Origin of the sequence: Nocardioides mesophilus (assembly GCF_014395785.1) — a bacterium.
Taxonomy (GTDB): domain Bacteria; phylum Actinomycetota; class Actinomycetes; order Propionibacteriales; family Nocardioidaceae; genus Nocardioides_B; species Nocardioides_B mesophilus.
In genome coordinates, this window is record NZ_CP060713.1 from 4,034,502 (window position 1) to 4,059,647 (window position 25,146).

At 74.2% G+C, this 25,146-nt stretch carries 23 protein-coding genes, 1 pseudogene and 1 riboswitch; of the genes and pseudogenes, 21 read left to right on the plus strand and 3 right to left on the minus strand.

Annotated features, from left to right (window positions below):
• The first annotated feature begins 1 nt into the window (after position 1).
• The 12 genes and pseudogenes from H9L09_RS19245 to H9L09_RS19300 all read left to right on the plus strand — a co-directional run bounded on the left by H9L09_RS19245 (position 2) and on the right by H9L09_RS19300 (position 9,275).
• Positions 2-990 (plus strand): annotated as a pseudogene (locus H9L09_RS19245) (RsmB/NOP family class I SAM-dependent RNA methyltransferase).
• 20 nt (positions 991-1,010) lie between these two features.
• On the plus strand, positions 1,011-1,778 hold the full coding sequence (locus H9L09_RS19250) for a hypothetical protein (RefSeq protein WP_187578408.1): 768 nt from the start codon (positions 1,011-1,013) through the stop codon (positions 1,776-1,778).
• A 13-nt stretch (positions 1,779-1,791) separates the two neighbouring features.
• Positions 1,792-2,463 carry a ribulose-phosphate 3-epimerase gene (rpe, locus tag H9L09_RS19255; protein ID WP_187578409.1) on the plus strand — a complete coding sequence of 224 codons (672 nt, stop codon included), beginning with the start codon at positions 1,792-1,794 and terminating at the stop codon, positions 2,461-2,463.
• An 80-nt stretch (positions 2,464-2,543) separates the two neighbouring features.
• Positions 2,544-2,673, plus strand: a riboswitch (FMN riboswitch).
• Between the two features lie 98 nt (positions 2,674-2,771).
• A complete protein-coding gene (ribD, locus tag H9L09_RS19260) occupies positions 2,772-3,827 on the plus strand; it encodes a bifunctional diaminohydroxyphosphoribosylaminopyrimidine deaminase/5-amino-6-(5-phosphoribosylamino)uracil reductase RibD (protein WP_246456117.1) in 1,056 nt (351 codons plus the stop codon).
• Positions 3,827-4,444 carry a riboflavin synthase gene (locus tag H9L09_RS19265; protein WP_187578410.1) on the plus strand — a complete coding sequence of 206 codons (618 nt, stop codon included), beginning with the start codon at positions 3,827-3,829 and terminating at the stop codon, positions 4,442-4,444. The genes ribD and H9L09_RS19265 overlap by 1 nt, the downstream gene beginning before the upstream one ends.
• A complete protein-coding gene (gene pnuC, locus H9L09_RS19270; RefSeq protein WP_187578411.1) occupies positions 4,441-5,163 on the plus strand; it encodes a nicotinamide riboside transporter PnuC in 723 nt (240 codons plus the stop codon). Before H9L09_RS19265 ends, pnuC begins: the two co-directional genes overlap by 4 nt.
• Positions 5,160-6,428 (plus strand): bifunctional 3,4-dihydroxy-2-butanone-4-phosphate synthase/GTP cyclohydrolase II, encoded by a 1,269-nt coding sequence (locus H9L09_RS19275; protein ID WP_187578412.1) that lies wholly within the window; start codon positions 5,160-5,162, stop codon positions 6,426-6,428. The genes pnuC and H9L09_RS19275 overlap by 4 nt, the downstream gene beginning before the upstream one ends.
• On the plus strand, positions 6,425-6,931 hold the full coding sequence (gene ribH, locus H9L09_RS19280) for a 6,7-dimethyl-8-ribityllumazine synthase (RefSeq protein WP_187578413.1): 507 nt from the start codon (positions 6,425-6,427) through the stop codon (positions 6,929-6,931). The genes H9L09_RS19275 and ribH overlap by 4 nt, the downstream gene beginning before the upstream one ends.
• Positions 6,932-6,971: 40 nt before the next feature.
• Complete coding sequence (locus tag H9L09_RS19285) at positions 6,972-7,235, plus strand: phosphoribosyl-ATP diphosphatase (protein WP_187578414.1); 264 nt, start codon at positions 6,972-6,974, stop codon at positions 7,233-7,235.
• A gap of 29 nt (positions 7,236-7,264) precedes the next feature.
• A complete protein-coding gene (hisG, locus tag H9L09_RS19290) occupies positions 7,265-8,122 on the plus strand; it encodes an ATP phosphoribosyltransferase (protein WP_187578415.1) in 858 nt (285 codons plus the stop codon).
• A gap of 7 nt (positions 8,123-8,129) precedes the next feature.
• A complete protein-coding gene (locus tag H9L09_RS19295) occupies positions 8,130-8,567 on the plus strand; it encodes a PH domain-containing protein (RefSeq protein WP_246456118.1) in 438 nt (145 codons plus the stop codon).
• A 60-nt stretch (positions 8,568-8,627) separates the two neighbouring features.
• Complete coding sequence (locus H9L09_RS19300) at positions 8,628-9,275, plus strand: 4a-hydroxytetrahydrobiopterin dehydratase (protein ID WP_187578417.1); 648 nt, start codon at positions 8,628-8,630, stop codon at positions 9,273-9,275.
• A gap of 12 nt (positions 9,276-9,287) precedes the next feature.
• Here the strand turns inward: H9L09_RS19300 and H9L09_RS19305 are convergent, their stop codons facing one another.
• Genes H9L09_RS19305 through H9L09_RS19315 form a run of 3 tightly spaced genes read right to left on the minus strand, consistent with a single transcriptional unit; the run spans position 9,288 to position 12,858 of the window.
• Positions 9,288-10,664 (minus strand): YlbE family protein, encoded by a 1,377-nt coding sequence (locus tag H9L09_RS19305; protein ID WP_187578418.1) that lies wholly within the window; start codon positions 10,662-10,664, stop codon positions 9,288-9,290.
• The gene (locus H9L09_RS19310) at positions 10,661-12,142 is read right to left on the minus strand and encodes an AllF/FdrA family protein (RefSeq protein ID WP_187578419.1); all 1,482 of its coding nucleotides are present in this window, start codon (positions 12,140-12,142) and stop codon (positions 10,661-10,663) included. The genes H9L09_RS19305 and H9L09_RS19310 overlap by 4 nt, the downstream gene beginning before the upstream one ends.
• Entirely contained in the window at positions 12,139-12,858 is a 720-nt protein-coding gene (locus H9L09_RS19315) for an oxamate carbamoyltransferase subunit AllH family protein (protein WP_187578420.1), read from the minus strand. The genes H9L09_RS19310 and H9L09_RS19315 overlap by 4 nt, the downstream gene beginning before the upstream one ends.
• Positions 12,859-13,020: 162 nt before the next feature.
• Here H9L09_RS19315 and H9L09_RS19320 point away from each other — a divergent pair, with 162 nt between their 5' ends.
• Genes H9L09_RS19320 through H9L09_RS19360 form a run of 9 tightly spaced genes read left to right on the plus strand, consistent with a single transcriptional unit; the run spans position 13,021 to position 25,144 of the window.
• On the plus strand, positions 13,021-14,514 hold the full coding sequence (locus H9L09_RS19320; protein ID WP_187578421.1) for a uracil-xanthine permease family protein: 1,494 nt from the start codon (positions 13,021-13,023) through the stop codon (positions 14,512-14,514).
• Between the two features lie 23 nt (positions 14,515-14,537).
• Positions 14,538-15,434 (plus strand): FAD binding domain-containing protein, encoded by an 897-nt coding sequence (locus tag H9L09_RS19325; RefSeq protein WP_187578422.1) that lies wholly within the window; start codon positions 14,538-14,540, stop codon positions 15,432-15,434.
• Positions 15,431-15,940: a (2Fe-2S)-binding protein gene (locus tag H9L09_RS19330; RefSeq protein WP_187578423.1), complete on the plus strand. Its 510-nt coding sequence runs from the start codon at positions 15,431-15,433 to the stop codon at positions 15,938-15,940. Before H9L09_RS19325 ends, H9L09_RS19330 begins: the two co-directional genes overlap by 4 nt.
• A complete protein-coding gene (cutA, locus tag H9L09_RS19335; protein WP_187578424.1) occupies positions 15,937-18,345 on the plus strand; it encodes an aerobic carbon-monoxide dehydrogenase large subunit in 2,409 nt (802 codons plus the stop codon). Before H9L09_RS19330 ends, cutA begins: the two co-directional genes overlap by 4 nt.
• Positions 18,342-18,986: an SRPBCC family protein gene (locus tag H9L09_RS19340; protein WP_187578425.1), complete on the plus strand. Its 645-nt coding sequence runs from the start codon at positions 18,342-18,344 to the stop codon at positions 18,984-18,986. The genes cutA and H9L09_RS19340 overlap by 4 nt, the downstream gene beginning before the upstream one ends.
• Entirely contained in the window at positions 18,986-20,419 is a 1,434-nt protein-coding gene (locus tag H9L09_RS19345; RefSeq protein ID WP_187578426.1) for an amidase, read from the plus strand. Before H9L09_RS19340 ends, H9L09_RS19345 begins: the two co-directional genes overlap by 1 nt.
• Complete coding sequence (locus H9L09_RS19350; protein ID WP_187578427.1) at positions 20,416-22,500, plus strand: hydantoinase/oxoprolinase family protein; 2,085 nt, start codon at positions 20,416-20,418, stop codon at positions 22,498-22,500. The genes H9L09_RS19345 and H9L09_RS19350 overlap by 4 nt, the downstream gene beginning before the upstream one ends.
• The gene (locus tag H9L09_RS19355) at positions 22,497-24,410 is read left to right on the plus strand and encodes a hydantoinase B/oxoprolinase family protein (protein ID WP_187578428.1); all 1,914 of its coding nucleotides are present in this window, start codon (positions 22,497-22,499) and stop codon (positions 24,408-24,410) included. Before H9L09_RS19350 ends, H9L09_RS19355 begins: the two co-directional genes overlap by 4 nt.
• Positions 24,407-25,144, plus strand: coding sequence for an SDR family oxidoreductase (locus H9L09_RS19360; protein ID WP_187578429.1), 738 nt, complete (start codon positions 24,407-24,409; stop codon positions 25,142-25,144). Before H9L09_RS19355 ends, H9L09_RS19360 begins: the two co-directional genes overlap by 4 nt.
• The last annotated feature ends 2 nt before the right edge of the window (positions 25,145-25,146 follow it).

Consider the following 25,146-nt stretch of genomic DNA (forward strand, 5'->3'; position numbering starts at 1 on the left):
GGTGGCCGAGCACGACCTGTCCGGCTGGATCCGCCGGCTGGCGCCGGACCCGGCCAGCGACCCGGTCGGCTTCGCGTCCCTCGCGCACGCGCACCCGCGCTGGGTCGTCGAGGCGCTCGGGGAGGCGCTCGGGCCCGCCGAGGATGAGCTCGAGGACCTGCTCGCCGCCGACAACGCCGCACCCCGGGTCACGCTCGTGGCACGGCCGGGCCTGGCCACGGTCGCCGAGCTCGCCGCGGCCGGGGGAGTGCCCTCGCAGATGTCGCCGTTCGCGGTGACCCTCGAGGGAGGCAACCCGCTCGACGTGCCGGCGGTCGCCGAGGGACGTGCCGGGGTCCAGGACGAGGGGTCGCAGCTGGTGGCCCTGGTGCTGGCGGCCGCGCCGGTCGAGGGCCGCGACGAGCGCTGGCTCGACGTCTGCGCGGGCCCCGGCGGCAAGGCCGCGCTGCTGGCGACGCTGGCCGCCGCCCGCCCCGCCCGCCTGCTGGCCGCCGAGCGGGCGCCGCACCGGGCCGGGCTGGTCCGCACCGCCACCGCGACGGCGGGCGCCGGCCTGCTGGGCGTCGTGGCCGCCGACGGCACCCGGCCGGCCTGGGCGCCGGCCGGCTTCGACCGGGTCCTGGTGGACGCGCCCTGCTCGGGGCTCGGAGCCCTGCGCCGACGGCCGGAGGCGCGGTGGCGCAAGACGCCCGCGGACCTGGACGGACTGGTGCCGCTGCAGCGGGCACTGCTCTCCTCGGCGCTGGACTCGGTGCGGCCCGGGGCGTGGTGCTCTATGCGACCTGCTCGCCGGTGCTCGCCGAGACCTCCGGGGTGGTCTCCGCGGTGCTCGCCGACCGGTCCGACGTACGGCTCGAGGACGTCGCACCGCTGCTGGCGGACGTGCCCGCCCTGCGGCCGGGGCAGATGGTCCTGCCCGGAACGGTGCAGCTGTGGCCGCACCGGCAGGGCACCGACGCGATGTTCCTGGCACTGCTGCGCAAATTCTGACCAACCACCAGGATGGCCCGGTGCGCACTGCAGCCTCCCGGATCTTCGCCGTCCTCACCGCCGCGTTCTGGGCGGTGGGGTTCTTCGGCACCATCGACCTGCTCGTGGTGATGTTCTTCGACGACTCCTGGCGTGAGTCCTACCTGCTCGAGACCGGCTGGGGGACGCTGTTCACCGTCCTGGTCGCGGCGCCGCTGCTGGTCCACGCGGTCCGGCCGCGCACCGGCGGACTGGTCGCCGCCCAGCTGCTGGCCGTGGCCGTCGCGATCGCCGCCGCAGCGGTGTGGACCGGCTACCTGCCGCAGCTCGTGCCGGCGCTGCTGCTCGCCGCCAACGCGGCGGGGCTGGCCGCGCTGTCCCGGGCGCATGCGGCCGCGCCGCCGATCGACGGCTGGCTGCGCTGGCTCGTGGTGGCCGGCGCCGTGCTCGGGGGCGCCTTCGCCGCCGCCTGCGTCGACACCTACCCGTCCCTGAGCCCCGACATCACGCTCGGGCTCGACCACCTGCCGATGCAGGCGGCCCTGGGACTGGCGGTGATCACCCTCGGCGCCGTCGCAGCGGCCGCCGTCGGCGGACGGGTGCCCGGAGCCCGGCTGCCGGTGTGGACGCTGGCCGGCAGCGTGGCCTGGGTCGGCTGGTGGTCGACCGCCTACCCCGACCTCGAGGGCAGCATGGGCCGCGGGCTCGGGACGGCGGCCATCGCCTGGGGCTGCGCCTTCGCCGCCGCCGCGGAGTGGCGACTGCGCCGCAGCGCGGTCCGGGTCGGGGCGGCCCCGGCCGAGCACTAGGGTGGACGCCGCCATGGTTATCCAGATCTCGCCCAGCCTGCTCGCCTCCGACTTCTCCCGCCTCGCCGAGGAGGCGGAGCGGATCTCGCACGCCGACTGGCTGCACGTCGACGTGATGGACAACCACTTCGTCCCGAACCTGACCGTGGGCCTCCCGGTCGTCGAGGCCCTGGGCAAGGCATCGGGGACGCCGATGGACTGCCACCTGATGATCGAGGACCCCGACCGCTGGGCCCCGGCGTACGTCGAGGCCGGCGCCGGGTCGGTGACCTTCCACGTCGAGGCGGCGACCGCCCCGGTGCGGCTGGCCCGGGAGCTGCGGGCGCAGGGGGCCCGGGCCGGGATGGGGCTGCGTCCCGCGACCCCGATCGAGCCCTACGAGGACCTGCTGCCCGAGCTGGACATGCTGCTGGTGATGACCGTGGAGCCGGGCTTCGGCGGTCAGTCGTTCCTCGACGTGTGCCTGCCCAAGATCCGGCGGACCCGCAAGCTGATCGCCCGGCACGGGCTGGAGATGTGGCTGCAGGTGGACGGCGGTGTCTCGCTGGAGACCATCGAGCGGTGCGCCGAAGCCGGGGCGGACGTGTTCGTGGCCGGCTCCGCGGTGTTCAAGGCCGACGACCCCAACGAGATGGTCGACCAGCTCCGCGCCGCCGCCACCGCGGCCGGGACCGCCTCGGTCTGAGCCGCCGCTGCTCGCGTGCCGAGCCTCACACGCTGTCTCCGGTCTCGTTGTGGCAGGCTGTGCGCAGACGAGTGTTCAGCTCGCGTGCTCTGGGGTCGGTGCAATTCCGAGCCGGCGGTGATAGTCCGCGACCCGGCTGCAGCCAGCAGCCGGTTGACCAGGTGGAACTCCTGGACCGACGGTCAAAGTCCGGATGGGAAGCGCACGCAGCCGTTGCGTCGGCCCCCGGGCGACCGGTGCCGACGCCGGCGTCCGCCTTCCTGTCGAGCCGCCCCCAGGGTCCGCGCCGGACGGAGAGGGCCCCCGCGATGACGTTCAGCCCGGCCGAGCAGGCCGCGATGGCGCGCGCGCTCGAGCTGGCCCGCACCCCCGGCGTCCCGCTCGGACCGAACCCCCGGGTCGGCTGCGTGCTGCTCGGGCCGGACGGCACCACGGTCGCCGAGGGCCACCACCGGGGCGCCGGCACGCCGCACGCCGAGGTCGACGCCCTGGCCCGCGCCGGCCGGCACGCCCGGGGGGCCACCGCGGTGGTGACCCTGGAGCCGTGCAACCACACCGGCCGCACCGGCCCGTGCAGCCGGGCGCTCATCGAGGCCGGGGTGGCTCGTGTGGTCTACGCGCAGTCCGACGCGAACCCCGTCGCCGTCGGCGGTGCGGGGACGCTGCGCGCGGCCGGCGTCGACGTCGAGGGCGGCCTCATGGTGGAGGCGGCCCGCGCCGTCAACCGGACCTGGACCTTCGCCGTCGACCACCAGCGGCCCTACGTCAGCTGGAAGCTCGCCACCACGCTCGACGGTCGCAGCGCCGCCGCCGACGGCAGCTCGCGCTGGGTCTCCTCGAGGGCTGCCCGCCTCGACACCCACCGGCTCCGCGGCCTCTGCGACGCGATCCTGGTCGGCACCGGCACCGTCCTCGAGGACGACCCGCAGCTGACGGTGCGCGACGAGCTCGACGCCCCGCTGCCGCCGGAGCGGCAGCCGCTGCGCGTGGTGATGGGGCTGCGCGAGCTGCCCGCCGGGCGGCGGGTCCTCGACGCGGCCGCCGAGACCGTCGTGCTGCGTACCCGGGACCCCCACGAGGTCCTGGCGCACCTGCACCGCCGCGACCGCCAGCACCTGTTCCTCGAAGGCGGTCCCACGGTGGCGGCGGCGTTCCTGCGGGCCGGCCTGGTCGACGAGGTGGTGGCCTACGTCGCGCCGCTGCTGCTGGGCGCCGGCCATCCGGCCGTCGGCGACCTGGGCATCGGGTCGATCACGGCGGCGTTGCACCTCGAGGTCACCGACGTGGCCGTGCTCGAGAGCAGCTCACCGGACGAGGACACCAACGTGCGCCTCACCATGACCCCGCGGAAGGAAGGCAGCTGATGTTCACCGGCATCGTCGAGGAGCTCGGCGTCGTGGACGGCATCGAGGAGCAGACCGACGCGATCCGGCTCACCGTGCGCGGGCCGCTGGTCACCACCGACGCGCACCTGGGCGACTCGATCTCGGTCAACGGCTGCTGCCTGACCGTCGCCGAGCGCGACGGCGAGACCTTCACCGCCGACGTGATGCGCGAGACCCTGGACAAGACCTCGCTCGGGGCGCTCGAGGTCGGAGCCCGGGTGAACCTCGAGCGCGCGGTGACCGCGCACAGCCGGCTCGGCGGCCACATCGTCCAGGGCCACGTCGACGGCACCGGGACGCTGCTGGCCCGCACGCCCAGCGAGCACTGGGAGGTCGTCGAGATCTCGCTCCCCACCACGCTGGCGCGCTACCTGGTCGCCAAGGGCTCGATCACCGTCGACGGCATCTCGCTGACGGTCGTCGAGGTCGGCGACACCTCGTTCACGGTCAGCCTCATCCCCGAGACGCTGGCCCGCACCACCCTCGGCCAGAAACTGGCCGGGGACACCGTCAACCTCGAGGTGGACGTGATCGCCAAGTACGTCGAGCGGCTGCTCGAGCACCGCACCCCGACCCCTGCAGGAGACGACGCATGAACCCCATCGAGTGGCTGCTGGAAGGGACGCTGGACATCCCGTCCTGGTCGTTCCTCGGCATCTCCGTCCCGGCCGCCGAGCTGCTGGTCCGCGAGATCGTCGGCAACGGCTTCGGCCTGGCCAGCGCGATCGGCGGGATGCGGCGCCGGGTGTGGGCCTGGCCGGTCGGCATCATCGGCAACCTGCTGCTGTTCACCGTCTTCGTCGGCGGGATCTTCGACAAGCCCCAGGCCGAGGACCTGTGGGGGCAGGCCGGGCGGCAGGTGTTCTTCCTGGCGGTCTCCGTCTACGGCTGGTGGCGCTGGCAGCGCAGCCGCCGGACGGGGGAGGCGGCCGACGGCGGCGCGATCGTGCCGCGCTGGGCCGGTCCGCGCGGCTGGGCGCAGCTGGCGGTGATGGCCGTCGTCGGCACCGTGGTGTTCTTCTACGTGCTGCGCGCGCTCGGCTCGTGGGGGCCGCTCCCGGACGCGTGGATCCTCACCGGGTCGATCCTGGCCACCTACGGCATGGCGCGCGGCTGGATCGAGTTCTGGCTGATCTGGATCGCGGTCGACGTGGTCGGCGTACCGCTGCTGTTCTCGTCCGGCTACTACCCCTCCGCGGTGCTCTACCTCGTGTACGGCGGCTTCTGCGTCGCCGGGTTCCTGACCTGGGTGCGCACCCGCCGCACGGCCGACCGGCTCGCGGCCGAGCCGTCGCGCGAGGAGGCCGTCGCGTGAGCGCGCCGAAGGTGCGACTCGACCCGGTCGAGAAGGCGGTCGCCGACATCGCCGCCGGCAGGGCCGTCGTGGTCGTCGACGACGAGGACCGCGAGAACGAGGGCGACCTGGTCTTCGCCGCCAGCCGGGCCACCCCGGAGCTGATGGCGTTCACGATCCGGTACAGCTCCGGGGTGATCTGCGCCCCGCTCGAGGCCGCCACCCTCGACCGGCTCGGCATCCCGCTGATGACCCCGCACAACCGCGACCGGCACCGGACGGCGTACACCGTCTCGGTCGACGCCCGCGACGGGGTCAGCACCGGGATCTCCGCCGCCGACCGCGCGCACACCGTCCGGGTGCTCAACGACTCCGCCACCGAGCCGTTCGAGGTCACCCAGCCCGGGCACGTGTTCCCGCTGCGCTACGCCGAGGGCGGGGTGCTCGCCCGACCCGGGCACACCGAGGCCGCCGTCGACCTGGCACGGCTGGCGGGACTCACCCCGGCCGGGGTGATCTCCGAGATCGTCAACGACGACGGCACGATGAAGCGCGGTCAGCAGCTGCGTGACTTCGCCGACGAGCACGGCCTGTCGATGATCTCGATCGAGCAGCTGATCCACCACCGGCGCCGCCACGAGACGCTGGTCGAGCGGGTCGCCGAGACCCGGCTGCCCACCGGCTCCGGCGACTTCACCGCCTACGGCTACCGGATCACCATCGACGGCTCCGAGCACGTCGCCCTGGTGCACGGCGACCTGGACGCGCCCGGCGGCCGCGAGGCGGTGCTCACCCGGGTGCACTCCGAGTGCCTGACCGGCGACGTGTTCGGCTCGCACCGCTGCGACTGCGGGCCACAGCTCCAGGAGGCGATGGAGCGGATCGTCGCCGAGGGCCGCGGCGTCGTGGTCTACCTGCGAGGGCACGAGGGCCGTGGGATCGGCCTGGTGGCCAAGCTGCAGGCCTACCAGCTCCAGGACGGCGGCCGGGACACGGTGGACGCCAACCTCGAGCTCGGCCTGCCCGCGGACGCCCGGCACTACGGCACCGCCACCCAGGTGCTGCGCGACCTCGGGGTGACCTCGGTCCGGTTGCTGACCAACAACCCCGACAAGGTGACCAACCTCGAGGACTACGGGATCCCGGTCCTCGAGCGGGTGCCGCTGACCCCGCACCCCAACGGCCACAACATCGGCTACCTGCTCACCAAGCGGGACCGGATGGGCCACCAGCTGCCGGACCTGCAGGACGATCGGGTCCCCGTCGAGCAAGGAGGAACCACGTGAGCGGAGCAGGAAGCCCCCAGGACCGTCCCGTCGACTGCCACGACCTGCGGGTCGCGGTGGTCGCCGCGAGCTGGCACGAGCAGGTGATGGACGGCCTCGTCGCCGGCGCCCGTCGGGCCCTGGAGGCCTACCGGGTGGAGGCCTCGCACGTCGTCCGGGTCCCCGGCTCCTTCGAGCTGCCGGTCGTCGCCCAGGCGCTGGCCGAGGACGGCTACGACGCGGTGGTCGCCCTCGGTGTGGTGATCCGCGGCGGCACCCCGCACTTCGACTACGTCTGCTCGGCGGCCACCGACGGGCTCTCGCGGGTCGCGCTCGACACCGGCACCGCGGTCGGCTTCGGCCTGCTCACCTGCGACACCGACGAGCAGGCGCTGGACCGCGCCGGCCTGGAGGGGTCCTCGGAGGACAAGGGCTACGAGGCCACGGCGGCGGCGCTGATGACCGCGATGACCCTGCGCGGGATCCGTCGGTCGGCGGACCGCGCGGACGCCGTACCCTTGTGACCGGTCCGCGAGGGACCTCCCACCTGCAGGAAGCGAGCGGATGAAGACGTTCGACGAGCTCTGGACCGAGCTGGCCGAGAAGGCACGGACCCGTCCCGAGGGCAGCGGCACGGTCGCCGAGCTGGACGCCGGGGTGCATGCGATCGGCAAGAAGCTGGTCGAGGAGGCCGCCGAGTCCTGGATGGCCGCCGAGCACGAGGGACCCGAGCGCACCGCCGAGGAGATCAGCCAACTGCTGTACCACGCGCAGGTGCTGATGCTGGCCACCGGTCTCGACCTCGACGACGTCTACACCCACCTCTGACCGTTTCCGGACCACCCGAGAGGTCTCCGATGAGCCACGATCTCCTCCGGATCGCGATCCCGAACAAGGGCTCGCTGTCCCAGTCCGCCTCTGACATCCTCCGCGAGGCCGGCTACAAGCAGCGCAGCGACGGCAAGCAGCTGACGCTGGTCGACGTCGACAACGGCGTCGAGTTCTTCTACCTGCGTCCGCGCGACATCGCGCTGTACGTCGGCGAGGGCACCCTCGACGTCGGCATCACCGGACGTGACCTGCTGCTGGACTCCGGCGCCAAGGCCGAGGAGGCGCTCGAGCTGGGCTTCGGCCGCTCCCGGTTCCGGTTCGCCGCCCGTCCGGGCGTGATCGGCTCCGTGACCGACCTGGCGGGTAAGCGGATCGCCACGTCGTACGACGGGGTGGTGCGCCGCTACCTCGAGGAGCACGGCATCGACGCCTCGGTCACCCGGCTCGACGGTGCCGTGGAGACCAGCGTCCAGCTCGGCGTCGCCGACGTGATCGCCGACGTCGTCGAGACCGGCAGCACGTTGCGCCAGGCCGGCCTGGAGGTGTTCGGGGAGCCGATCCTGGAGTCCGAGGCGGTGCTGATCACCCGCAGCGGCGCCGACCTGGCCGCCGACTTCGACGTCTTCCGGCGCCGGCTCGAGGGCGTGCTGGTGGCCCGTTCCTACGTGATGATGGACTACGACATCAGCGAGGAGCGGGTCGAGCAGGCCGTCGCCCTGACGCCCGGCATCGAGAGCCCGACGGTCTCGCCGTTGCATCGCGAAGGGTGGGTCGCGGTCCGGTCGATGGTCCGGCGCGACACCGCCCAGCGCGTCATGGACGAGCTGTGGGAGCTCGGTGCCCGCGGCATCCTCTCCACCGACATCCACGCGTGCCGGTTGTGAGATGACGGTGCCGCTGCCTCACACCTTCCGGCCGCTGGGGGTCCGGATCGCGGTCTTCGTGTTCGGCGCCCTGCTGCTGCTGGTGACCGCGGTCATCTGGTTCACGTTCCCGCAGTCCATCCGGGACCAGTTCACGATCTTCCAGCGGGGGACGGTCATCGTGCTCGGCCTCGGGTTCCTGTCCCTCGGCTGGGGGTTGGCCCGCAGCCGGGTGGAGGCACGCGACACCGGCCTGACGGTCGTGAACGGCTACCGCTCCCGCACCTTCGAGTGGGCACAGATCGTGGCGATCACGCTGCGGCCCGGCAGCCCGTGGGCCGAGCTCGACCTCAGCGACGGGACCACGGTCGCGGCGATCGGCATCCAGGGCTCCGACGGCGCCCGGGCCGTCCAGCACGTCCGTGAGATCCGCCAGCTCGTCGAGCGGCACTCCGGCAACGCCTGACCGGTCGTTCGCACTCCACCCCTCTTGACGCGGGCGCTCCCGTGATGGCTGCATGAGCACATGGAGAAGCTGACCGTCCAGGACATCCTCGACGCGGACCTCGACGGCTGGCGACGGCTCGCCCAGGCGTTGCACGCCCGCTTTCGCACCGGCGACTTCGCCACCGGGCTGGCGTTCGTCTCCGCGGTCGGCGAGGCCGCCGAGGCCGTCGGGCACCATCCGGACGTGACGCTGACCTACGGGTTCGTCGACCTGAAGCTGCTCAGCCACGACGTCGGCGCGGTCACCGGCCGCGACCTGGAGCTGGCCCGGCGGATCAACGAGATCGCCCGCAAGCAGGGGATCGGCACGGCCACCGACCCGCTGACCGAGGTCGAGCTGGCGCTCGACACCGCCGACATCGCGGCCGTCGGACCGTTCTGGGCGGCGCTGCTGACCGGGTCCACCGACGCGCTGAGCGGCAACGACGTCGTCGACCCCGCCGGCCGGGTGCCGCTGCTGTGGTTCCAGGGCACGGAGGCGCACGAGACGCCGCGGCAGCGCTTCCACCTCGACGTGTGGGTGCCGCACGACCTCGCCGAGCGGCGGATCGCCGCCGCGGTCGCGGCGGGCGGCCGGGTCGTCGACGACCGCGAAGCCCCGTCGTTCGTGGTGCTGGCCGACCCGGAGGGCAACCGGGCCTGCGTGTGCACCTGCCTGGAGCGGTGACGCCCGGCGGGCTCAGGTGGCCGCCGCCAGCGCGTCCAGCGCCTGCGTGAAGCACTCCACCGGCGGGGTGACCAGCCCGGCGCCGACCTGCCCGGTGCCGGCGACCCGCCCGGCCATCCCGGTGTTGATCTGCGGCAGCACGCCGGAGCGGAGCACCGCGGTCACGTCGATGCCGGTCGGGGCGCCGCGGAACTCCAGGATCGGGATCGCGAACGCCGGGTTCTCCCCGACGGTGATGTCGTACATCCGTTGCGTGGTGGCCAACGCGTCCGGCACCGAGCCGCCGACGAAGCGGACGATCGCGGGCGCGGTCGCCATCGACATGCCGCCGAGGCCGGCGGTCTCGGTGATCGCGGAGTCGCCGATGTCGGGGTTGGCGTCGTCGGGGCCGTAGCTGCCGAGGTAGAGGCCCTCGGGGGTGTTCGCCGGCGCGGTGAACCAGCGCTCGCCGGTGCCGGAGGTCTGGATCCCGAAGTCGGTGCCGTTGCGCGACATCACCGTCACGACCGTGGAGCCGGGGATCCCGGCCGCGGCCCGGGTCTGCAGCTTGCAGGCCGGCATCACGAGGTTGAGGAAGAAGTGGTCGTTGCCGGAGACGAACCGCACCGCCTCCGCGACGTCGCGCGAGGGTGCGCCGGAGTCGATCAGGGCGGGCAGCAGCTCCCGGAGGAACATCAGCGTGCCGGCCCGGTTGCGGTTGTGGCCCTCGTCGCCCATCTGGACCATCTGCGCGACGATCGCGCGCACGTCGACCGGACCGGCGGACCGCACCGCGCCCTGGAGCAGCGGCCCGAGCACCCGGCCCATCCACTGCAGCCGGTCGATCACCTCGGGGCCGTAGGCGCCGTAGCGCAGCACCTTGCCGAGTCCCTCGTTGAGCGTGCACCACGAGGTGTGGCCGTGCACGTCGTCCCGCAGCTCGAAGACCCACATCGACGGGGACACCACGCCGGCCATCGGACCGACCCCGCCGTGGTGGTGGCAGGGCTCCCAGGACACCCCGTCGCCTGCGGCGAGCCGGCGCTCGGCCTCCGCCGGGTCACCGGCCAGCCCCTCGAGGAGCATCGCGCCGACCAGCGCACCGCGCAGCGGGCCGGAGGCGCGCGCCCAGTCCAGCGGCGGCCCGGCGTGCAGGAACCGGCCCGGCTCGAGCCCGAGCACCTCCGCCGCCGGGCGTACGTCGACCAGGCAGGCCTCCGCGGCGAGCATCGCCGCGAGCGCCTGCGCGTTGGCCGGGCGCCGGCGGCGGTCGCCCATCACCGCGGCCAGGGCGGCGGGGTCCCCGGAGGGTGGCCGCCAGTCCACCCGCCGGGTGGCCACGGCCTGCCCGTCGAGGGCGTCGGCCAGCAGCGCGGCCCCCGCGGTGACGACGGTCTCCGGTGTCCTCATCGGTCCTCCTCGGCCGGCTCCAGCAGGTCCAGCGCCGCGCGGGTGGCGGCGGCGTTCGACCGGTGCACGGCAGCCCCGGCCTCCGTCAGCCGGCCGCACTGGCGCCGCAGGTCCTGGGGGTCCTCGCGGCTGCCGACGACGCAGACGACCACCGGGAGGCCGGCCGCCACCGCCTCCTGCACCGGCCCGGCCAGGCCGGCCGCCGGGTCGGGGTCGGCACCGTGACCGAGCACCACGTCCAGCAGCAGCACGCCGGCGGTCGGGTCGGCGGTCTCGGCGCGCAACCGCTCGACCCGCAGGCTGCCGTCGATCATCGGGTGCGGGCGCCCGCGGGTCAGCGCGTCGTCGCCGAAGTCGATCATCGTGTGCCCGCGGGACGCGAGGCCCGGCGCGAGCGCGTCGGCCGGGTCGAGGGGGATGTTCGAGGCGATCGGGCCGAGCCGCTCACCGGCGACCAGCATCGCCTCGTCGCACAGCGTCCCGCCGGAGTAGAGGCCGCGCAGGAAGCCACCGGGCCGGCCGCGCCCCGGCGCCCCGGCCCAGTGCTCCGGCGCCGACCACTCGTGACCCAGGGAACGGGCGACCTCGCGGGCCGACGCGGTCAGGTCCGGCCGGCCGGGACCCAGCAGGGCCAGCTGCACGGGCGTGCCCAGCCGCTCCGCGCGCCGCCGTACCGCCTCGGCGACGGCCGGTGACGGCGGCTTGGAGACCACCACCACGAGCTCCACGTCGGGGTCGGCGTCGAGCAGCTCCAGCGCCCGCAGCGTGGACAGCCCGCCGACCGCCTCGGACAGGTCGCGGCCCCCGACGCCGAGGCAGTGGGTGACCCCGATCCCGGCCCCGTCGAGCAGGCACATCAGGTGCTGGGCACCGGTGCCGGACGCCGCCACGATCCCGACCGGCCCCGGCCGGACCACGTTGGCGAAGCCGAGCCCGACCCCGCCGATCACCGCGGTCCCGCAGTCGGGCCCCATCACCAGCACGCCGTCCTGCTCGGCGTAGCGCTTGAGCGCCACCTCCTGCTCGACCGGGACGTTGTCGGAGAACACCAGGGTGGTCAGCCCGGCGTCGACCGCGTCCACCGCGTCGGAGAACGCGTGCCGGCCCGGCGTGGACACGAGCGCCACGGCGCTCGCCGGGTCCAGGCCGCGGGCGGCTGCACGGACGGTGAGGGCCGCCGGTGGCGCGCCGAACCCGGTGGGCGCCGGCCGCTGCTCGTGCAGCGCCTCGTCCAGGCGTCGGAGCGCCTCCGCGAGCGCGGCGTCGCCAGTGGCGTCGACGGCGACCAGCAGCTCGTTCGGTCCGACCCCGGCCGGGACCTCGAAGCCCATGCCGCGCGCCAGGTCGAGGTTGAGGTCGGTCGCCATCGCGACCAGCGCGGCGTCGACGCCCTCGACCGCGGCCACGCGGCGGCTGACCTGCATCAGGGTCACCGAGTCGACGTAGACGCCCGAGCGGACCTCCAGGGTGCGGGTCATGCGGCTCCTCCGGGTGCTGCGACGGCACGGCTGTCGAGGACCAGGTGCACACCCGCGCGCAACGCGGCCCCCGAGCTGTGGCCGAGCGCGAGCAGCCTGGCGGTCGCCGCGGGCAGCCCGTGCCCGGAGCAGGCGGCCTCGAGGTAGCCGGCCAGCTCGGGGACGCACCAGCCCTCCAGAGCGTGGTGCAGCAGGGCGCGGGAGACAGCCGTCGTACGCCGGGTCGCCAGCGCCACCTCGGTCGCGGCGCACCAGCGGGGCAGCCGCGGGTCGCCGGTGGCGCGGGCGGTGACCAGGGCGGCGGCGAGCAGGTCGTCGCCGGCCGGGGTCAGTCCCTCGCCGGCCCCGACGAGGGCGGCCGGGTCGAGAACCGCCGGTTGCTCCTCGGACGAGCCGTCGTGGTGCGTCCGGGCGGGCGGGACCAGGCCGCTCGGCCGCGGCGGCTGCCACCAGCGGGTCACCTGCCACCGGTCGAGGTCCACCGGGCCGTCGGGGAGCGTCGCCGTCAGCAGCGAGGCCGGCAGCCGCACGGCCTCCGGCAGCGCCACGCAGAGCAGCGGTACGTCGTCGCGGCCGGTCTCGTAGTGCACGCTCATCCGGGTCCGGTGCACCTGCCGCAGGGGAGCGGTCGCCGACCGCGGCCCGGGGGCCCCGGTGAGCAGCGTGGTCAGCAGCGTGGACGCGGCGACCGGCACGGACGACCTCACGGGGATCACGCGCAGCAGCCTAGGCCGCCGGGGCGCGCCCAGCAGGGAACCTCGCAGATGCGACGATCGGCGCGACACGTGTCGCGTTGTGACCTCAGGACCGCCGGTTTTCGGGCACAGTGTGGAGGCACCGGTCCGCCCGGGACCGGGTCTTCAGTGCGGAGGCCTGCGATGACGTTTGGCTGGAAGGTCGTCTACGGGGGCAAGACCCCACCGCCGGGTGCGGCCGTGGCCCCCGACGAGCGGTTGTCATGGGGGAGGACCGCCGGGCTGGGGGCGCAGCACGTCGTCGCCATGTTCGGTGCCACCTTCGTCTTCCCGCTGGTGATGGGGCTCAACCCGCAGCTGGCGATCATGATGAGCGGCATCGCGACGATCTGCTTCCTGCTGATCGTGCAGGGCCAGGTGCCCAGCTACCTCGGCACGTCGGCCTCCTTCGTCGGCGGCGCCACCGCGATCTACAGCCAGGGCGGCAACCCCGCGGACGTCACCGGCGCGGTCCTCGTCGCCGGCGTGGTGCTCGCTCTGGTCGGCCTGCTGATCCACGTCGCCGGCACCCACGTGCTGCACGCCGTGCTGCCCCCGGTGGTGACCGGCGCGGTCGTGATGCTGATCGGCTTCAACCTGGCGCCGGTGGTGGCGAACATCTACTGGCCCCAGGACCAGTGGGTGGCGCTGCTCACGATGTCGGCGGTGATCCTGATGGCGGTCGGGCTGCGCGGCTTCCTCGGCCGCATCGCGGTGTTCCTCGGCCTGATCTTCGGCTACCTGATCTCCTGGCTGTTCGACCAGTTCGGCCAGATCACCTCGGTGCTGCCCGGCCAGAACCTCCGTGACGCCGCCGGCAAGGTGTGCTCGCCCGAGGGCCCGTACTGCGTCGCCACCGCGTTCCCCCATGACCGGGTGAACTGGGGCGGCGTGAAGGACGCCGACTGGGTCGGGTTCCCGCCGGTCAGCGACTTCGCCAACGGCGTCGTTGGCGTCCACGCGCCGGCCTTCAGCCTGGCGTTCGTGCTGCTGATGCTGCCGGCCGTCATCGCGCTGGTCGCCGAGAACACCGGCCACGTGAAGGCGGTCGCCGAGATGACCGCGCGCGACCTCGACCCCGTGATGGGCCGCGCGATCGCCGCGGACGGCATCGGGACCGTGCTCGCCTCGGCGGTCGGTGGCTCGCCCACGACGACGTACGCCGAGAACATCGGGGTGATGGCAGCGACCCGGGTCTACTCCACGGCCGCGTACTACGTCGCCGCGGTGGTGGCGATCCTGTTCGGCCTGTCGCCGAAGTTCGGGGCGCTCGTCTCGGCCACGCCGGGCGGGGTGCTCGGCGGCATCACCGTCGTGCTCTACGGGATGATCGGCCTGCTCGGCGCCAAGATCTGGAAGGAGAACCAGGTCGACTTCGCCAACCCGGTCAACCTCGTGCCGGTGGCCGCCGGGATCATCATCGCGATCGGCAACACCTCGCTGAAGATCACCGACAACTTCCAGCTCGGCGGCATCGCCCTGGGCACCATCGTCGCCCTGGTCGCCTACCACGTGTCCCGGGCCATCGCACCGGCCAACCTGCGCGAGGGCGGGGCCCTGATAGTGGCGGGTCCACCCGGGGTGCAGCGGGAGGACGACATCCCGGGCCACGAGACCGGCTCGCACCGGGCCCCCTAGCCGGACCCGATGAGAGCCGCCGCGTGAAGCCGTCCCCGTTCCACTACCACCGCCCCGCCACGGTCGAGGAGGCCGTGCGGCTGCTTGCCGAGCTCCGCGCCGGCGGCGCCGACGCCAAGGTGCTGGCCGGCGGGCAGAGCCTGGTCCCGCTGATGTCGATGCGGCTGGCCGCGCCCGGCCACCTCGTCGACATCAACCACCTGCCCGGGCTGGACCGGGTCGAGGTGACCGCCGGTGAGGTCCGGGTGGGGGCGCTCGCCCGGCACCGCACGGTGGAGCGGGACGACGCGGCGTACGCCGCCTGCCCGCTGCTGCGCCGGGCGCTGGTCCACGTCGCGCACCCGGCGATCCGCAACCGCGGCACGACGGTCGGCAGCATCGTGCACGCCGACCCGGCCGGGGAGATGACCGCGGTGCTCGCGGTGCTCGGCGGCCGGCTGGAGCTCGTCTCGACCTCCGGCACCCGCCAGGTCGCCGCCGAGACGCTGTTCACCGGGCCGATGACCACCACCGTCCGCACCGACGAGCTCGCCGTGGCAGCCCTCTTCCCGGTCCCGCCGGCCGGCACCGGCTCGGCCTTCGTCGAGCTGGCCCGGCGCTCGGGGGACTACGCGCTGTGCGGGGTGGCGGCGCTGGTCACCGTCGACGCCGACCTCGCGGTCACCGGCGCCCGGCTCGGGCTGATCAGCGTGGGACCGATGCCCGTCGTGGTCGACCTGGCCCCGGCGGTCCACGGCAGCGGCGGCGGGATCGACGTGGCCGCGGTGCGCGCCCTGGTCGACGCCGCGGTCGAGCCCGACGCCGACATCCACGCCAGCGCCGAGTACCGCCGCCACCTCGCCGGCGTGCTCAGCGAGCGCGCGGTCGGGGCCGCGCTCGAGGACGCGCTGCGTCGCCGCCGCGGACGGAGCGCGGCATGAGCCCGCTCGCCCGACCGGACCCGGTCGACGTCTCCCTCAGCGTCAACGGCACCCGGCACCTGCTCCGGCTCGACCCGCGCCGGCTGCTCTCCGACGTGCTGCGCCACGACCTGCGCCTGACCGGCACCCACGTCGGCTGCGAGCACGGCGTCTGCGGCGCCTGCACCGTGCTGGTCGACGGCGCCCCGGTCCGCTCCTGCCTGCTGTTCGCGGTCAGCCTCGAGGGCGCGCAGGTGACCACGGTCGAGGGCTGCCGGTCCCCGGAGGGCGGGATGGGCCCCGTGCAGCAGGCCTTCCACGAGTGCCACGCGCTGCAGTGCGGCTTCTGCACGCCCGGCTTCGTCACCACGGTGACCGGCTACCTCGCGGAGCACCCGCACCCGACCCGGGCGGAGGCCCGCGAGGCGATCAGCGGCAACCTGTGCCGGTGCACGGGCTACGTGAACATCGTCTCCGCGGTCGAGCGCGCCGCGGAGCTGCTCGACCGGACGGGGGAGCCCCGATGACGACGAGGCTCTTCGGCCAGCGGGTTCCTCGCAGCGAGGACGCCCGGCTGGTCACCGGCCGGGGCCGGTTCCTCGACGACCTCGGGCACGACGCGCTCGAGGCGGCCTTCGTCCGCAGCCCGCACGCGCACGCCCGGATCCTCGACATCGACGTCACCGGGGCGCTCGACGTCGACGGGCTGGTGGCGGTCTACACCTACGACGACCTGCTCGCCGACGAGGAGGAGCACGGCACCCGCGTCGCGGAGCCGCTGCCGCTGCTGATCCCGCACCCGACCCTGACGCACGGCCGGACGCCGTACGCCCTGGCCCGCGACGAGGTCAACCACGTCGGCGAGGCGGTCGTGATGGTGGTGGCCGCGAACCGGTACGCCGCCGAGGACGCCGTCGAGCGGATCCGCGTCGACTACGAGCTGCTGCCCGTCGTGGTCGGCGTCGAGGCCGCCCGGGCCGCGACCCACCTGGTGCACGAGGACGTCCCCGGCAACGTCGCCGCGCACATGGTGCAGCAGACCGGCGACGCCGACGCCGCGATCGACGCCGCCCCGCACACCCTCGAGCTGGACCTCGCGATCGAACGCAGCGCGTCCACGCCGTTGGAGGGCAAGGGCGTGCTGGCCCGTTGGGACGGCGACGACGAGTCGCTGACCGTGCACACCTCCACCCAGACCTCGACCAGCGTCCGGCAGGCCGTCGCCGCCAAGCTCGGGCTGCCGGTGGACCGGGTCGAGGTGATCACCCCCGACGTCGGCGGCGGCTTCGGGGTGAAGATCGTGCACCCGTGGCCCGAGGAGATCCTGGTGCCCTGGGCGGCGCGCCGGCTCGCGAAGCCCGTGAAGTGGACCGAGGACCGGCGCGAGCACTTCGTCTCCAGCGCCCACGAGCGCGGCCAGCTGCACCACGTCCGGGTCGGCTACGACGACGACGGCCGGCTGCTGGGGCTGTCGGTGCGGTTCTGGCACGACCACGGCGCCTACATCCCCTACGGGCTGATCGTCCCGATCATCACCTCGACCCAGCTGCTCGGCCCGTACAAGACCGGGCCCTACCGGGTGGAGTTCCACAGCCTCTACACCAACACGGTGATCGTGACCCCCTACCGGGGCGCCGGCCGGCCGCAGGGCTGCTTCGTCATGGAGCGCACGATCGACGCGATCGCCGCCGACCTGGGGCTGGACCGCGCCCTGGTCCGCGAGCGCAACTTCATCCAGCCCGAGGAGATGCCCTACGACCAGGGGCTGGTCTTCCAGGACGGTCGGCCGCTGATCTACGACTCGGGCGACTTCCCCGCCTCGCTGGACGTCCTGAAGAAGCTGGTCGGCTGGGACGACTTCGAGGCCTACCGGGAGCGGGCCCGCGCCGAGGGCCGACGGGTCGGGATCGGCCTGGCCTGCTACGTCGAGGGCACCGGCGTGGGTCCCTACGAGGGCGGTCACGTCCGCGTCGAGACCGACGGGACCGTGGTGGTCTCGACCGGCCTGACCACCCAGGGGCAGGGACACCAGACGATGCTGGCGCAGATCGTGGCCGACGAGCTCGGGGTGCCCTTCGAGCGGGTCCGGGTCACCACCGGGGACACCCGCCGGTTCAAGTACGCCGTCGGCACGTTCGCCTCGCGGACCGCGGTGATGAGTGGCAGCGCGGTCGCGCTGACCGCGCGGACCGTGCGCGCCAAGGCCCTGCGGGTGGCCGCGCAGGCGCTCGAGGCCGCGGTCGAGGACCTCGAGATCGTCGACGGGCACGTGCAGGTCAAGGGGTCCCCGACCGCCCAGATCGACCTCGGGGCCGTCGCGGTGCTGTCGAACCCGTTGCGCTACGCGTTCGACGAGGCGGCCTCGCGGGCCACCCAGTTCGCCACGCCCGCCGACCCCGACCGGCCGCCGGTCGAGGCCGGCGAGTCGCCCGGGCTGGAGGCCAGCGACTTCTACTCCCCGACCCGGTCCACCTTCGCCAACGGCATGCACGCGGTGGTGGTGGAGACCGACCCGGACACCGCGGACATCCGGGTGCTGCGCTACTGCGTGGTGCACGACTGCGGCACCTTGGTGAATCCGATGATCGTCGAGGGCCAGATCCACGGCGGCGTCGCCCAGGGAGTCGGCGGCGCGCTCTACGAGCGGATGGAGTACGCCGCCGACGGGCAGCTGCTCAACGCCTCCTTCATGGACTTCCTGATGCCCTACGCCTCCGAGGTCCCCGAGATCGAGATCGACCACCTCGTCACGCCGTCACCGCTGAACCCGCTCGGGGTCAAGGGCGCGGGGGAGGCCGGCGTGATCCCCGGCTCCGCGGCCATCGCGGCGGCGATCGAGGACGCCGAGGGCTTCCCGATCCACCGGATGCCGATCTCGCCCAGCGAGCTGTTCCACCTCCGCACGTCCCGTCCCAGGAAGGACCGGCCATGAAGTTCTCCGGTGAGTCGCTGCTGGCGGCGGAGCGGGGTGAGGTCTTCCGGGCCCTCAACGACCCCGGCGTCCTGGTCGCCGCCATCCCCGGCTGCCAGCGGCTCGAGGCGCTCGGCGCCGACACCTACACGATGACCGTGGCGGCCGGAGTGGGGTCGATCAAGGGGGTGTACGACGGCGAGGTCCGCCTCACCGACCACCTGGAGCCGCTGTCGTTCCGGATGCACGCCCGCGGCGCGGGAGCACCCGGGACCGTCGGCGCCTCCGTGCAGGTGGTGCTCGAGGAGCACCCGGAGGGCGGCACCCGGCTCAGCTACGACGCGGACGCGACGGTGGGCGGGACGATCGGCGGGGTCGGCCAGCGGATGCTCACCGGGGTGTCGAGGCGGATGGCCGAGGAGTTCTTCCGCAACGTCGACACCGTCCTCGCCGCCGGGCCGGTGCCGGCGTCGGCCGCTCCCGCGGCGGCCGTCTCCGCCGTCGAGCCCGGTGCCGTGTTCACGCCCCCGCAGCCGCCGACGGCGGCCGGCCGGACGCCGGCAGGCTTCGCGCTCGGGGTCGTGACCGGAGCCGGGGCCGCCCTGGTGGGTGCCCTGGTCGGCGCCTGGATCTCCCGACGCTCGCGGGGCGGGAGCCGGTAGTGGCCGACCTCGACGTCTACACCTCCGCCCGGGAGATGGCGGCCGCCGTGCGCGGCAAGGAGATCTCCGCCCGGGAGCTGATGGAGCTGCACCTGGCCCGGATCGCGGAGGTGAACCCCGCCGTCAACGCGGTGGTGAGCCTCGACGAGGACCGGGCGCTCGCCGGGGCCGCCGAGGCGGACCGGGCGCTGGCGCGCGGCGAGACGGTCGGTCCCCTGCACGGGCTGCCGCACGCGTTCAAGGACACCCACGAGGTCGCGGGCTGGCGGACGACGTACGGCTCGCCGCTGCGGGAGACCCACGTGCCCAAGCGCGACGAGCTGATCGTCGAGCGGATCCGCCGGGCCGGCGCCGTCCCGATCGGCAAGACCAACGTGCCGGAGTGGGCGGCCGGCTCGCACACCTTCAACCCGATCTTCGGGACCACCCTCAACCCCTACGACCTGACCCGGTCCGCCGGTGGCTCCAGCGGGGGAGCGGCGGCGGCCCTGGCAGCGGGCATGGTGCCGCTGGCCGACGGCAGCGACATGGGCGGCTCGCTGCGCAACCCGGCGTCGTTCTGCAACGTGGTCGGGCTCCGGCCGGGCCGCGGCCGGGTGCCGGCCTGGCCGAGCACGAACGGGTGGGAGCTGACCTCGACCGGCGGCCCGATGGCGCGCTCGGTCGAGGACCTCGGCCTGCTGCTGTCGGTGGTCGCCGGCCCCTCGCGGCGGGCCCCGCTCTCGCTGGAGACCCCGGGGGCGGCGTTCGCGCCGCCGTACGCCGCCACCGACCTGCGCGGCGTCCGGGTGGCGCTCTCGGTGGACCTCGGCGGCAGCTTCGCCGTCGACCACCAGGTCGCGCAGATCGTCACCGCGCAGGCCGCCGTCCTGGAGGCCGCCGGCGCCGTCGTCGAGGAGGCGCACCCGGTGCTCCACAACGCCGACAGCGCGTTCCGGACGCTGCGCGCCTGGCTGTTCTGGCACCGGTTCCGGAGCCTGGTGCGCAAGCGGCCCGAGGCGTTCAAGGAGTCGCTGCGCGAGAACATCCTGCTCGGCGAGGGGCTCTCCGGTGCGGACGTCTCCCGCGCCTACCAGCAGCTCACCTCGATCCACGACCGGGTCCGGGTCTTCTTCGAGAGCCACGACGTCCTGGTGATGCCGGTCAGCCAGGTGCCCCCGTTCAGTGCCGAGGAGGAGTTCCCTAACGCCATCAACGGCGAGCCGCAGGAGACCTACCTGGACTGGATGCGGTCGGCCTACCTGGTCACGGTCACCGGCTGCCCGGCGCTCTCGGTGCCGGCCGGGTTCACCGCGGAGGGCTGGCCGGTGGGGGTGCAGCTGGTCGGCCCGCCCCGGGGCGAGCGGCGGCTTCTCGAGATCGCCCACGTCTTCGAGCAGGCGACGCGGGTCGGGGAACGCCGTCCCGCTCTCGGTGCCGGGGCCGGCCGGTGACCGGCGCCCGGGTCCGGATCGGCATCGACACCGGCGGCACCTTCACCGACGTCGTGGCGGTCGACGAGGTCACCGGGGAGATCGCGGTGACCAAGACCCCCTCCACCCCGCACGACCCGGCGCTCGGCTTCATGACCGGGGTGCACAAGGTGCTCGACCAGCTCGGCCTCTCGGGCCGGTCCGGAGCCGTCGCCGCGGTCAGCCACGGCACCACGGTGGCGACCAACAAGCTCCTCGAGGGCAAGGTCGGCAACCTCGGGTTCGTCACCAACGAGGGCTACGAGTTCCTGCTCGAGATCGCCCGGCAGTCGGTGCCCGACGGCTACGGGAACTCCTACTTCTGGGTGAAGCCCGACCGGATCGTGCCGGTGGACCGGATCCGGACCGTGCCCGGCCGGATGGCCTTCGACGGCACCGAGATCCGGCCGTTCGACGAGCCGGCGGCCACGGCCGCCGCCCGGTGGTTCCGGGACCGGGGGATCGACACCATCGGCGTCTGCTTCCTGCACTCCTACGCGGACGACGCCCACGAGGTCGCGATGCGCGAGGTGCTGGCCCGCGAGCACCCCGGCGCGACGGTGTCGATCAGCAGCGAGGTGCTGCGCGAGTACCGCGAGTACGAGCGCGCCGTCACCACGCTGGTCGACGCGGCCGTCAAGCCCGACATCCGCCGCTACGTGCAGAACATCGGCACGCACCTCGCCGACTTCGCCGGCGGCGCGGTGCCGTTCTACGTGATGAAGTCCAACGGCGGCGTGCTCTCCGCCGAGGAGGTCGTCCACCAGCCGATCACCACCGTGCTGTCCGGGCCGGCCGCCGGGGCGCTCGGTGCCGCGGTCGTCGCGCAGCGGGCCGGCTTCCCCCGGGTGGTCACCTGCGACGGAGGAGGTACGTCGACCGACGTCAGCGTCGTGGTCGACGGCCGGCCGGCGCTGACCACCGAGGGCCGGATCGGCGCCTACCCCAGCAAGATCCCGATGATCGACGTGGTGACGGTGGGCGCCGGCGGCGGCTCGATCGCCTGGATCTCCCCCGAGGGCACCCTCAAGGTGGGGCCCCGCTCGGCCGGCGCCGACCCCGGACCGATCTGCTACGGCACTGGCGGCACCGACCCGACCGTCACCGACGCGCACGCCGTCCTCGGCAGGATCCCGCCGCACCTGCTCGGCGGCGAGGTGCCGCTCGACGTCGGGCTCGCCGAGCGCGGCATCGACGAGCTGGCGCGGCGGCTCGGCCTCGGCCTCGAGGCGTGCGCCACCGGCGTGCTGGAGATCTCCGCGTGGAACCAGGCCAACGCGCTGCGGCAGGTCACCGTCAACCGTGGCCTGGACGTCCGCGACTTCACGCTGGTCACCTTCGGCGGGTCCGGGTCGCTGCTGGCCTGCCGGCTCGTCGACGTGCTGGGGCTGGGCGGTGTCCTGGTCCCGCGGGACCCGGGGAACCTCTCGGCCTACGGCCTGCTCACCGTGGACGTGCGCAACGACTACGTGCAGACCGCGGTCCGCCGGCAGTCGGTGCTCGACGCGGCGGAGGTCCGGGCCGGCTTCGAGGCGCTCAGCGGGCGCGCGGACGCGGCGCTGGCGCGCGAGGGCTTCGCCGAGGGGGAGCGCCGGTTCCTGCGGACCGCGGACCTGCGCTACTTCGGCCAGGCCTACGAGGTGCGCGTCGAGGTGCCGGACGGCCCGGTGGACGGGGCGCTGCTCGCCCGGGTCGCCGACCGGTTCCACGACGAGCACCGGGCCCTCTACGACTACGACTTCCGCGGCGACCCGCGCCAGGAGGTCGAGTGGGTGAACCTGCGGGTCACCGGCGTCGGCCCGATCCGCAAGCCGGAGCCGCAGCCGGCCCAGCCCGGACAGGGCGCGGAGAAGGCACTCACCGGTCGCCGGCCGGTGTTCTTCGAGGAGTGGCGCGACACCCCGGTCTACGACCGGGCCGCGCTCGGTGCCGGCGACGTCGTGGTCGGACCGGCGGTCCTCGAGGAGTTCAGCTCCACCGTGCCGCTGCACCCCGGGTTCACCGCCCGGGTCGACCCGCACGGCAACCTCGTCGTCACCCGGACGGAGGGACCCGGCGCATGAGCACGCCGTACCGCCTCACCCCGGAGGACGGCACCGGGCCGGACCCGGTGCTGGTCGAGATCGTCGAGGGCTACCTCGCCTCGGTGGAGCAGGAGGTGGAGACCGCGATCGGGCGCACCTCCCGGTCGCCGATGATCCGCGACGCCCACGACTACCGCGCCGGCATCCACGACCGGCACCTGCGCAAGCTCACCGGCCGCTCGTACTCCGCGCTCGTGCACCCGGTGGTGCGCGACCACCCGATCGCGGCGATGCGGCCCGGCGACGTCTTCTTCCACAACGACGTCTACCTCTCCGAGGGCGGTATCGGGCACCTGCCGGACCTCTGCGTGACCGCCCCGGTCTTCCACGACGACGGCGACGGGGCCGGGCCGCGGGTGGTCGCGTTCGTGCAGGCGTTCGGTCACCACGACGACATCGGCGGCGCCGTCCCTGGCTCGATGCCGAGCCACGCGACCAGCGTCTTCGAGGAGGGGCTGATGGTGCCGCCGATCAAGCTCTGGGACCAGGGCGTGCCCAACGACGCGGCGCTGCGGATCATGACGCGCAACTCCCGGATGCCGGAGTCCCTGGCCGCCGACCTCGACGCCGAGTGCTCCGCCTGCCTGATGGGCGCCCGCCGGATGGCCGAGCTGTTCGCCCGCTACGGGGTCGCGGCCGTCGAGGCCTGCTTCGACGCGGTGCTGGACAAGACGACCGCGACGTTCCGCCGCGAGATCCTCGCCAAGATCCCGGTGGGGGAGTACGTCTGGGAGGACTACGCCGAGCACGACGGGGTCGACGCGCCCCGGCTGCACACCCAGCGGATCACGCTCACCCGCACGCCGGCCGACGATCCCGGCGGGGAGCGGCTGGTGATCGACTTCGCCGGCACCGGGCCGCAGGCCAAGGGGCCGATCAACCACTGCGGGGACTACGCGGACGGCAACTTCTTGAAGAAGTGGCTGGCGCCGGTCCTGCGCAACCTCGCCGACACCCCGGAGCGGATGGCCCAGCTCGACGTGAACGAGGGCGTGGTGCCGCTGATCGAGATGCGCTTCCCGCCCAAGGGCACGCTGCTGACCCCGGAGTTCCCGGCCCCCACCAACGCCCGCACCTTCGTCATCCTCCGGCTGCTCGGCGTGCTCGCCGGGGTTCTGGCCAAGGCGGTCGACGGCCGGATGCCCGCGGACCAGGAGACGATCCGCTACACCGGCGTCTACGGCACCGACCGCGACGGGGCGCCGTACCTCATGCGCGAGGTGCTCGGCGGCGGCTCCGGCGGTCGTTACTACGCCGACGGCGAGGACACCATCCACGTCGTCCCGGACTCGCGGAACCTGCCCAGCGAGTTCTCCGAGTCCCGCTTCCCGTTCGTGGTCGAACGGCTCGGCCTCGCCGTCGACAGCGGCGGACCCGGCCGGCACCGGGGCGGGCTCGGCTACGAGAAGCACATCCGGATGCTGGAGGAGGCCCGCTTCATGTCCATCGCCGATCGTTCGATCCTGGCCTGCTGGGGGGTCCGCGGAGGCCGCGCCGGCCGTCCGTTCGAGGTGACCGTCGATCCGGGCGGCCCGCGGGAGCGGGTCGTCGACGCGCTCGCCGACGGGGAGCCGGTGGCGGCCGGCGAGACGATCCGGATCCGCACCACCGGCGGAGGCGGCTGGGGCGACCCGCTGGAGCGGCCGTACGCCGAGGTCGTCCGCGACGTGCTGTGGGGCAAGGTGTCCCGCGGGGCCGCCGCTGCCGACTACGGCACGGTGATCGCCGGATCCGGCGATGCCCCCGAGGTCGACCTCCCCGCCAGCGAGGCACTGCGCGAGCGGCTGCGCTCGGAGCGGGGCCCGCAGCCGTTCTTCGACCGCGGCCCCGGCTACGCGGCGCTGGCGGGGACGGCAAGCGCCGACGTCGACTGGGTGGGCCCCCGATGACCGGCGTGACCCGGCTGACCGTGGTGACCGGCGGCGGCCGCGGGATCGGCGCCGCGGTCGCGCGTCGGCTGGCCGCCGAGGGGCACGACCTGGTGCTCGGCTATGCCCGCGACGCGGACGCGGCGGAGGCCACCGCGGATGCGGCCCGTGCGGCGGGTGCGACCTGCCGGACCTTCCGCGCCGACGTCAGCGACCCGGAGGAGGTGGACGCGCTGTTCGACGCGGCCGCCGAGTGGGGGCAGGTGACCGGCCTGGTGAACAACGCCGGGGCGACGCTGCACATCGGCGACCTGGTGGACACCCCGGTCGACGTGGTGCGCCGGGTCATCGAGGTCAACCTCACCGGTGCGGTGCTGGTGGCCCGCCGGGCGCTGCGCGACATGGACCGGGGGGCGGCCATCGTCAACGTGTCTTCGGCGGCCGCGACGCTCGGCGCCCCCCACGAGTACGTCCACTACGCCGCGGCCAAGGCCGGCATCGACGCGCTCACCGTCGGGCTGGCCGCCGAGGTGGCCGGGCGGGGCATCCGCGTCAACGCCGTCGCCCCCGGGACCGTCCGCACCGAGATCCACGCCGGCGCGGGCGACCCCGGGCGGGCGGACCGGCTTGCCGCGGGCGTCCCCCTGGGTCGTGCCGGCGAGCCGGACGAGGTCGCCGAGGCGGTGGCCTGGCTGCTGGGGGACGCCTGCCCGTTCGCCACCGGGGCGGTCCTCCGGGTGGCGGGTGGACGATGAGG

Coding starts and splice junctions, on each gene's coding strand:
- H9L09_RS19340 (WP_187578425.1), top strand. CDS start 18,342: ATGAAGTTCTCCGGTGAGTCGCTGCTGGCGGCGGAGCGGGGTGAGGTC.
- H9L09_RS19330 (WP_187578423.1), top strand. CDS start 15,431: ATGAGCCCGCTCGCCCGACCGGACCCGGTCGACGTCTCCCTCAGCGTC.
- pnuC (WP_187578411.1), top strand. CDS start 4,441: ATGAACCCCATCGAGTGGCTGCTGGAAGGGACGCTGGACATCCCGTCC.
- hisG (WP_187578415.1), top strand. CDS start 7,265: ATGAGCCACGATCTCCTCCGGATCGCGATCCCGAACAAGGGCTCGCTG.
- H9L09_RS19355 (WP_187578428.1), top strand. CDS start 22,497: ATGAGCACGCCGTACCGCCTCACCCCGGAGGACGGCACCGGGCCGGAC.
- H9L09_RS19310 (WP_187578419.1), bottom strand. CDS start 12,142: ATGACCCGCACCCTGGAGGTCCGCTCGGGCGTCTACGTCGACTCGGTG.
- H9L09_RS19320 (WP_187578421.1), top strand. CDS start 13,021: ATGACGTTTGGCTGGAAGGTCGTCTACGGGGGCAAGACCCCACCGCCG.
- ribD (WP_246456117.1), top strand. CDS start 2,772: ATGACGTTCAGCCCGGCCGAGCAGGCCGCGATGGCGCGCGCGCTCGAG.
- rpe (WP_187578409.1), top strand. CDS start 1,792: ATGGTTATCCAGATCTCGCCCAGCCTGCTCGCCTCCGACTTCTCCCGC.
- H9L09_RS19285 (WP_187578414.1), top strand. CDS start 6,972: ATGAAGACGTTCGACGAGCTCTGGACCGAGCTGGCCGAGAAGGCACGG.
- H9L09_RS19305 (WP_187578418.1), bottom strand. CDS start 10,664: ATGAGGACACCGGAGACCGTCGTCACCGCGGGGGCCGCGCTGCTGGCC.
- H9L09_RS19360 (WP_187578429.1), top strand. CDS start 24,407: ATGACCGGCGTGACCCGGCTGACCGTGGTGACCGGCGGCGGCCGCGGG.
- cutA (WP_187578424.1), top strand. CDS start 15,937: ATGACGACGAGGCTCTTCGGCCAGCGGGTTCCTCGCAGCGAGGACGCC.
- H9L09_RS19300 (WP_187578417.1), top strand. CDS start 8,628: ATGGAGAAGCTGACCGTCCAGGACATCCTCGACGCGGACCTCGACGGC.
- H9L09_RS19265 (WP_187578410.1), top strand. CDS start 3,827: ATGTTCACCGGCATCGTCGAGGAGCTCGGCGTCGTGGACGGCATCGAG.